Source organism: bacterium (genome assembly GCA_018814885.1).
In the GTDB taxonomy this organism is placed as follows: Bacteria; Krumholzibacteriota; Krumholzibacteriia; order LZORAL124-64-63; family LZORAL124-64-63; genus JAHIYU01.
The window spans coordinates 1-9040 of the sequence record JAHIYU010000041.1; the positions used below are offsets into that span (position 1 = coordinate 1).

General features: G+C 68.4%; 7 protein-coding genes. 4 read left to right on the top strand and 3 right to left on the bottom strand.

What is annotated here, in order from left to right; translation table 11 throughout:
* The coding region (locus tag KJ554_02470) for a protein kinase (GenBank protein ID MBU0741201.1) at window positions 1-1807 on the bottom strand (1807 nt) is incomplete at its 3' end.
* A gap of 207 nt (window positions 1808-2014) precedes the next feature.
* On the opposite strand from KJ554_02470, the gene KJ554_02475 reads away from it, so the two are divergent.
* On the top strand, window positions 2015-2353 hold the full coding sequence (locus tag KJ554_02475) for an STAS domain-containing protein (protein ID MBU0741202.1): 339 nt from the start codon (window positions 2015-2017) through the stop codon (window positions 2351-2353).
* A 3-nt stretch (window positions 2354-2356) separates the two neighbouring features.
* Here the strand turns inward: KJ554_02475 and KJ554_02480 are convergent, their stop codons facing one another.
* Together KJ554_02480 and KJ554_02485 are read right to left on the bottom strand one after the other, a co-directional pair.
* Window positions 2357-3673, bottom strand: a complete 1317-nt coding sequence (locus tag KJ554_02480; GenBank protein MBU0741203.1) for a GGDEF domain-containing protein — start codon at window positions 3671-3673, stop codon at window positions 2357-2359.
* 110 nt (window positions 3674-3783) lie between these two features.
* Window positions 3784-4638, bottom strand: coding sequence for a DUF4105 domain-containing protein (locus KJ554_02485; protein ID MBU0741204.1), 855 nt, complete (start codon window positions 4636-4638; stop codon window positions 3784-3786).
* A 116-nt stretch (window positions 4639-4754) separates the two neighbouring features.
* Between KJ554_02485 and KJ554_02490 the strand changes: the two genes are divergently transcribed.
* From KJ554_02490 to KJ554_02500, 3 genes are all read left to right on the top strand, one after another.
* A complete protein-coding gene (locus KJ554_02490) occupies window positions 4755-5366 on the top strand; it encodes a chalcone isomerase family protein (GenBank protein MBU0741205.1) in 612 nt (203 codons plus the stop codon).
* Window positions 5367-5504: 138 nt separating this feature from the next.
* The gene (locus KJ554_02495) at window positions 5505-8048 is read left to right on the top strand and encodes a PKD domain-containing protein (GenBank protein ID MBU0741206.1); all 2544 of its coding nucleotides are present in this window, start codon (window positions 5505-5507) and stop codon (window positions 8046-8048) included.
* Between the two features lie 3 nt (window positions 8049-8051).
* Window positions 8052-8774 (top strand): phosphatase PAP2 family protein, encoded by a 723-nt coding sequence (locus KJ554_02500; GenBank protein ID MBU0741207.1) that lies wholly within the window; start codon window positions 8052-8054, stop codon window positions 8772-8774.
* The last annotated feature ends 266 nt before the right edge of the window (window positions 8775-9040 follow it).

Below are 9040 nucleotides of genomic sequence, written 5' to 3' on the forward strand. Positions count from 1 at the left end.
CCACCGTGTCGCCCCGGCGGTACTGGACGGAGGCGAGGCGATCGAGCGCCCGCCAGTGCCGCGGCTCCAGGGCCAGGGCGTGCTCCAGGGAACCGACCGCGTCCGCGTTGTCCCACCAGCGCGACTGGATCTCCCCCAGGTAGACGTGGGGCCAGACCAGGGTGCTGTCCAGCGCGACGGCGCGGCGCAGGTAACCGGCGGCCGTCACGGCGGCGAGGGAGTCGGTCTGACCCGACTCGAGCCAGACGGCCCGGCCGAGACCCGTGTATGCGCAGGCGAAGGACGAATCCTGGGCCACGGCGGCGCCGAAGGCGTCCCGCGCCCGCAGGTGGTCCGGCTCGCCGCGGCTCGGGTTCAGCCACCCCAGTCCGCGCAACAGCCAGGCGAACGACTCGGGCACTGTGGTGCACCCGCGCCCGGACGGACGCAAGAGCTCGTCCTCCGGGGAATCGACTCCCAGCATCCCGGCCACGACGCGGGACACCTGATGCTGCCAGGTCTCCAGGTTGGCCAGGTCGTCGTCGATCTCCCGCGTCCTCGGCTCGCCCCGGAGGGCATCGTAGGCGAGCAGGGAAAGTGCGATCTTGCTCCCGGTGAAGCGCAGCGTGCCCTTGACCGAATAGTCGACGCCGAGCAGCAGCCTGGCGTCGTCGCTCCCGACGACATGATTCTCCCGCACCAGTTGCGCGGGCACCACCCAGTAGGAGGAATCATGTTCCTCGAGCCGGGAGAGCCTGTCGGTCAGCAGCCAGGTCAGCCCGTCCGCGAAGGCCTGCTCCTGCGCGCCGCCGCCGACCACGTCGAAGGGCAGCACCGCCACGCCGCGCGGCGCCTCGGCGGCCAACCCCATGGATTTCAGGACCGCGTCGCGAATGGTCGGCGTGAAGGCCGCCAGGGCCAGGACGACGGCCAGCAGCGCCGGCAACGCCAGGCGCCGCAGACGGCCCGGCCTCGCCGCCTGCAGGCCCTGGCGCGTTCCGGGCTGCGGCGTCAGGATGCGCGACGCCTCTTCGAGGTCGCGTTTCAGGTCGGCGGACGAACCGTACCGTCCGCCGGCGTCCTTTACGAGGCAGGCGCCCACGATGGACTCGCAGATGGTCGGCACCTGGCGCCCGTCGCCGGACAGAGGCGCGGGCTGGCCGTGCACGATGGAATAGAGCATGGCCGGTTCGGTCTCGCCGGCGAAGGGCAGGCGTCCGGTGAGCATCTCGAAGAGCACCACGCCCAGCGACCAGATGTCGGCGGCGGGCCCGACCTCCGCGCCCAGCACCTGCTCCGGCGCCATGTAGGCCGCCGTGCCGACGGCGGCCCCGGTGCGGGTCAGGCGGCGCCCGCCCTGCAGCAGCGCCAGTCCGAAATCGACGATCTTCACGCTGTCCCGATCGGTCACCATGATGTTGGCCGGCTTGATGTCGCGGTGCACCACGCCGTGTTCGTTGGCATGGGCGATGCCGGCGGCCACCTGTTGGGCGTAGTTGACCGCCGACGCCGGATCCAGGGGTCCTTCCGCCAGGACCGTCTTGAGCGTGCGGCCCCGGTAAAAGGGCATGACGATGAACAGCTCGCCGTCCTCGGTCTCGCCGATCTCGTGGACGGTGCAGATGTTGGGGTGGTCGAGGGCCGAGACCGCGCGCGCCTCGCGCATGAAGCGCCGGTTGGACTCCTCGTCCCCGGTGAGCTCCGCGGGCAGGAACTTAAGGGCGACCGGACGGCGCAGGAGGATGTCCTCCGCCCTGTAGACGACGCCCATGGCGCCGCCGCCGAGACGTTCGGTGATATGGTAGTGGGATACGACCTTGCCGACCATGACCGTCGGCCTTTCCACAGGAACGCGCGTTCCGGTCGTTTGAGGATCTTCGACCATATGACTTTGAGCTGAAACCCCCTCTGATGTCTCGTGATTATGGCACAGTCGCGCACCTCGTTGCAACCGGGCCCGCTTTCGCATCGAGACGGCTATTGATAAGATCGACGGTATTCATGTAGATTGATGACGCCATCAGGAGGGAGAAACATGAGATTCAAGACCAGCAATCAGGACGACGTGGCCATCCTGGCCATATCCGGCAAGATCATGGGCGGGTCCGACCGCGACAAGTTCCACGACGAGATCAAGAGGCTGATCGCCGCAGGCCAACGCAAGGTGTTGCTCGATTTCGGCAGTGTGCCCTGGATCAACTCTACCGGTCTGGGCATCCTCATCTCCGGCTACGCCAGCCTGAAGCAGGCCGGCGGCCGCTTGATGATCTGCAACGTGAACGACCGCGTCCTGAGCCTGTTCTACACGGCCCAGCTGCACGACATCTTCGAGACGCACGAAACGAAGGACAAGGCGCTGGAGGGATTCGCGTAGCCGTCAACGACCGGACCTGTCGGGGGCGCTGCGGCGATAGCGGTTGCGCCCCTCTTCCTTGGCCCTGTACATGGCGCGGTCGGCGCGCTTGACGAGATCCTGGGTGGCGTCGCCGTCGTCGGGATGGATGGCGTAGCCGATGCTGGCCGTGATCCCGATCTCCCGGCCTTCGACCACGAAGGGCTCGGCCAGGGCCGCGACGATCTTGGCCGCCACCGGCGACACCTCCTCCTCGCCGGCAACCTCCGGGAGCAGCAGGACGAACTCGTCTCCGCCCATGCGCGCCATCAGATCGCCCTTGCGCAACAGGGTCTTCAGACGCTGCACGAAGAGGCAGAGCAGGCGGTCGCCCGTCTCGTGGCCGTGGGTGTCGTTCACTTCCTTGAAGCGATCCAGGTCCAGCACCATCACGGCGAAACTGTGGTCGTAGCGCGCGGCGTTGGCGACGGCCTCGCGCAGCCGTTCGCGGAAGAAGCGGCGGTTGGGCAGGCCGGTCAGCGCGTCGTGAAAGGCCATGTGCCGGATGGCGTTCTCGGCCTCCCGGCGCTTGGTGACGTCGCGCACCAGGCCGATGACGCCGCTGACGCGACCGTCGACGTCGCGGTGCGGCCCGAAGGTGGCCGAGAGCCAGCCCGTGCGCCCGGTGCGCCGGCTGCAGAAGTGCACGTCGCAGGTCGGGTCGGACTCGCCCCACATGGCGCGTTGCATGGCGTTGGTCATCTCGCGGTCGGCCAGCACCGGGAAGACCTCCCGCGCGTCGCGCCCGAGCGCGAAGGGCGCGGCCACGCCCGTCAGCCTCTCCATGGCGGAGTTCCAGATCCTGACGTGATGATCCTCGTCGAGCACGATGATGCCCTCGCCCGCGCTGCCGATGACCTGCGAGGTGAATGTGTTGGCCTCGTGCAAATCGCGCTGCAGGCGGCGGCGGTCGATGCCCTCGCGGATGCGCCACGCCATGTGGGCGGGGGTCATCAAATCGGGCAGCAGCAGGTCGCCGAGGCAGGCGTCGGACACCTCCCGCACCAGGCCCGCGCGGGACGCGTCGATCAGGATGTGCAGGGAGACGTCCGGGTGGGCGCGGCCGGTTTCGCGCAGCACCCCGGAGAAGTCGGCTACGGGACAGGGATCGGGCACCTGCAGCAGGACGGCGTCGTGGGCGGAAGCGGTCGCGAGGGCGGCGGGCGCGGGCCAGCCGTGGGCCTCGGCGCGCACCTCGGACTCGACGATCGTCCAGTGGAAACCCGTCTCGCTGCGGAGGTCGGCTATCAGGCCGGCCAGGCTGTCGTCCGGCCGGACGCACAGAACGCTGTAACCCTCCATGGCGCAGCCCCTTTCATTCTCCCGCAGCGAGCGGACGCGGTGCCGTCGTCACAAGATATGCAAGAAAGGGACCGTGTTGCCTGCCGGGGCCCGGAAGATCCCGGCCGCCCTCATTCCGCTGCCCGCCGAATCGCCCGCGAGAAGTCCGCCGCGCGCGCGTGCCGGCGGGCCCGGTCGTTGATCATGTACAGCCGCCGCGCCTCCGCGAGGGGAAGATCGCTCCCCAGCAATCCCAGGCTCTCCATCAGCTCGTCGGAATAGCCCGGCAGGGCGACCTTCCAGCTCGGGGGGATGCGGCCCGGGGCGATCGCGTTCACGTGATCGCGCAGGCGCGAGGTGCAGTTGTCGGTCAGCGTGTTGTAGAACTCGGGCTCCCGGTGCAGCGCGTTCGCCTTGGCGAGCATGCTGACCAGAAGATCGCGGATCTTCTGCGGCGCCGCCGCCACGGGGAACATGTACACAACATCCGGGCGATACACGGCGCGCGTGAGAACCAGGTCCCGCTCGTCCCCCACTACGTAGATCAGCTCGTATGCCTTGAACAGCCCCCGCCACCACGAATACGTCTCGCCGACCTCCTTGCGCGCCTCGATGGAGATCACGACGTATTCGCCGTCCGCGAAACCGAAGCTGAACATGCCGTGGGCCGGCCCGCGCCAGCCCTCGCCGTCGAAGACCGCGAGCACGTACCACAGGGTGTCGAGCCAGCGCAGGTCGTAGATCCGGTCCTCGTAGCGCCGCGTGACGGCGCCGTCGGCGCCGTGGCGGAAGTCGCGCACGTCGTGGATGCGGACCAGGTCGTCCTCGAATTCGGCCCACGGCAGGCGGGCGTGCTCGTGGACCCAGTCGCGGTCCTGGGAGGGACGGATCATGGCGAAGACCAGCGCGGCGACGATCGCCGCGGCCGCGACGACCGCCGAGCCTCGCCCCAGGAAACGCCTGATCGTGATTTTCGTGGGATTCATGTTCGATGGCCAATATCTCATACGGTTTCGTCTTTGTCTTGTCTCGATCAGGAACCGCATATATGCTCCCGGGTGTCAAGTGGCCGTGCATCTTCCCATCAACCGGGAGTCCTGCAATGAGACCATCCTCCGGAATATCGAGCCTGTTCGCGCTTTTGCTCCTACTGCTGCCCCTGGCCGCCGGTGCCGTCGTGGAGCCCAAGACACTGACCGAATATCCCGACCAGATCACCGTGGAGTCGGACCAGGGCGACGTCGTCATGAAGGTCACCGGCGCCGGGCTGCGCGAGAAGACCTTCCTGAAGGTCGACGTGTACACCATCGCCTCCTACGTGGACAACGGCGCGACGCTCGAAGGCGAGCCGGGCGTGGCCCTGTGCGCCCTGGACGCCCCCAAGCGCATCCAGATGGATCTGCGGCGGGGCTTCAGCCGCGACAAGCTCATCAACGCCTTCATCGAGGGCATCGAGAAGAACGTCGAAGACACCTCGGGCATCGCCGACGATATGGAGACCTTCAAGGCCTACTTCACCCGCGACGCACAGGACGGCGACCTGATCATCTTCGACTACTGCCCGCTGAAGGGTCTGACCACGATCCTCAACGGCGAGATCACCGGCGTGATCGATAATTTCGACTTCGTCAAGGCCATGTGGACGGTGTGGTTCGGCGAGAAACCCGCGAACAACGGTCTCAAGCAGGCCTTGCTGTCGCAGATAACCGGATGACTTGCAGACAGATATGGTTTTTTTTTCGGCCCGGCTGGCAAGGCCGGGCCTTTTTGTAGTATTATGCTGCCTTATTCGTTACATTGAGTGGAGCCGCGGGAGTCTCCCCGGTGATCTCGACACAACCGAGGAAAATACATGAACCGTCGATCGACGTCGGCCGGGCCGATATACATTCTCCTGCTCGGACTGTTCATCTTCGGCGGCTGTTCGGACGGCCCAAACAAGTCCGTCACGCCCGAGAACAACGCGCCCGCCATCCTGTCCTGCACGGCGGACCCGGCGACCGTTCCCGCCGGCTCGACGACGACGCTCACGGTCGACGCCGTCGACGAGGACGGCGATGAGCTGACCTATACCTGGTCCGCCGACGGCGGCCAGTTCCCGGACGGCAACGTCGGCGAGACCGTCACCTGGTCTCCCCCCGATCTGATGGGGACCTACACGGTGACGGTGACCGTCGACGACGGCACCACTGCGACCGACGAGACGATCGACCTCAACGTCACGGTGCCCGAGGTCGTCATCGATCCCGCGGCGCTGGACTTCGGCGGCGACGCGACCAGCCTGCAGTTCTCCGTGACCAACGCCGGCGACGGCGTGCTGCAATGGTCGGCGACCGACGACAGCGACTGGATGAGCATCGATCCCGCCGGCGGCGACGTCGCGACGGGTCTCGGCGACGCCGTGACCGTGACCGTGGACCGCACCGGACTCGCGCCCGGCTCCCACGACGGCACGGTGACCGTGACGACCCCGTACGGCGACGGCCTCGTGGCGGTATCCCTCTACGTGCCGGCAACGCCCGCGCTCGCGGTCTCGACGCAGGCGCTGGACTTCGGCGCGGAAACCGTGGAGCTCCAGTTCGAGATCACGAATACCGGTCAGGGCGAGCTGACCTGGACGGCCGCGGGATCGGCCGGCTGGCTCGACGTGGATCCCGCCGGGGGCGCCACCACCTCGGAGACGGACATCGTCGTCGTCACGATCGACCGCTCGGGCCTCGACGCGGGCGCCCACCAGGGAACGGTGGACATCGCCTCCAACGGCGGCGCGGAATCGATCGCGGTGGACCTGCTCGTCTCGGCAACGCCCATACTCGCGGTCTCGACGCAGTCGCTGGACTTCGGCGCGGACACCGTGCACATCCCCTTCCAGATCACGAATACCGGCCAGGGCGAGCTGACCTGGACCGTCACCGCTTCGGCGGCGTGGCTCGACGTGGAACCCGCGGCGGGCGATACCCGGGAGGAGACGGACTACATCCTCGTGACGGTCGACCGCACCGGTCTCGACCCGGGCGCCCACCAGGGCACCGTGGACATCGCCTCCAGCGGCGGCGGGGAATCGATCACGGTGGACATGCTCGTGTCGGCGCCGCCCGCGCTCACGGTCTCGACGCAGTTGTTGGACTTCGGCGTGGAAGACCTGGAGCTCTCGTTCGAGATCACGAACACCGGTCAGGGCGAGCTGGCCTGGACGGTCGCGGGTTCGGCCGCCTGGCTCGCCGTGGATCCCGCCGGAGGCGCCACCACCTCGGAGACCGATGTCATAACCGTCACGGCCGACCGCTCGGGCCTCGCCCCTGACGTCTACCAGGATACGGTGGACATCGCCTCCAACGGCGGCCAGGCCGCGGTGACGGTGACGCTGACGGTTCCGGCGCCGGTTCCCCCGGCCGTGGCCCTCTCCCCGCTCACCCTGGACTTCGGCACCGCGACCACCAGCCTCGGACTGGACGTGACAAACGCCGGCGAGGGCACGCTGACCTGGACGGCGACCACGGAGGCCGCCTTCATCGGCCTCGACCCCACCGACGGCGCCACGATGACCGAGACCGACGTGCTCACCGTGACGGTCGACCGCACGGGCCTGCCCCCGGGACAGCACACCGGCCACGTGACCGTCGACGGCAACGGGACCAGCGAGACGGCGACCGTCGTCGTCTCCGTGCCCTCCGGGACGCCGGCCCTGACCAACCTCTTCTTCCTGCACCACTCCACCGGGCGCAACCTGATCGACGAGGGCTCCGTGCGCTCCCATCTCGCCAGCCGCGACGGCGACCTGGATTTCTGGGACCACGACTACAATTACGGCTGCAGTCCGTATTACGGGATCAGGAACCCGGCCGGAACGTACCTGGGCTACGACTACGATATCCCCGGCGCGCCCTGCGGCAACACCGACCCGGACGGCCTGCACTACCTCTGGACCACCGCCAACTCGGCGCGCGCGACCATCCTCGCCAACCACGAGGTCATCGCCTTCAAGTCCTGCTATCCGGCCTCGCACATCTACAGCGACAGCGAGCTGGCGCAGCGCAAGCAGTGGTACCTGGAGATACGCGACGTCCTGGACCAGCACCCAGACAAGGTCTTCGTCATCATGTCGCATCCGCCCCTGCGGCGATCGCTCACCAACACCGCCGAGGCCGACCGCGCGCGCGACTTCGCGGACTGGCTCGGCAGCGCCGCGTTCCTGAGCGGCCATCCGAACATCGTCTACTTCGACTTCTTCGACAAGCTGGCTCATCCCGACGACGGCTCGACGGACCGCAACATGCTGCGCACCGAGTACCAGCGCAGCGACCCGAGCGACTCCCATCCCAACACCCTGGCCAACCAGACCGTGGGCCCGCTCTTCGCCGACGCCCTGGTCGCCGCGGCGGGCGGGGCGCGCTGAGCGATGAGGATGCGCGCGGCGATCGCCCTGCTGCTGATTGCTGCCGCCCTCGCCCCCGCAACGGCCCGCGCCCAGCCGGACGACGCGGACCCGGGGACCGCCCGTGAAGCTCCGGGCGAAACGGATTGCGCCACCACCCGCATGCTCTCGGTGCTCGGCCTCGCCGCCCTGGCCTCGGCGGCGAGCTGGGACGTGGACCGGGACGGCGAGTTCGCGCGCAGGCTGGAGACGTCGCCCGCCGCGGAAATCATCGATTTCGGCAACACCTGGGGCAGCGGCTGGGTGATCGGCGGCGGCGCGATCGCCACCTTCGTCGCGGGATCCCTGGGCGGCGACGCGGGGATGCGCGCCCTCGGCGCGGACCTCATGCGCGCGTACGCGCTGAGCGGACTGGCCACCATCGTCCTCAAGCAGGCCATCGACCGGCGGCGGCCTTCGGGAGGCCGGTACTCCTTCCCCTCCGGACACACCTCGGCGGCCTTCGGCATCGTGCCCGTCCTGGACCATCATCTGGGCTGGCGGGCGACGGCGCCCGCGCTCGCCCTGGGCGTGATCACCGCCATGGGCCGCATGCAGGGGCGCCATCACTACCTGTCGGACGTCATCTTCGGCGCGGCGGTCGGCTGGGCGGCGGGCGATCTGGTACTGCGCACCCGGCGTCCGGACGAAGCGACCGGCGGCGTGATGCTGGCGCCCGGCGCCGTGGGCTATGCGGCGAGCTTCTGACGCGGGATCCGGACATCCGATCCGAGCGCGCGTTTCCCCTGTGGCGCGGGTGTGATATCCTGAATCGCAATCGGCATCGAAATTGCGATATCTCCGTATAGTCTCTCGAACCGACCCTGGCTCACGAAGAGGAATCCGGCCGATGCGATCGATACTTCGCCTGGTCATGGGCTCGCTGCTGCTGACGGGCGCCGCGCTCGGCGCCACGCCGTCGACCGGCGCCCGCGACTCCACCGCCGCCGCCGCCGCGGACACCTCCGGCTACG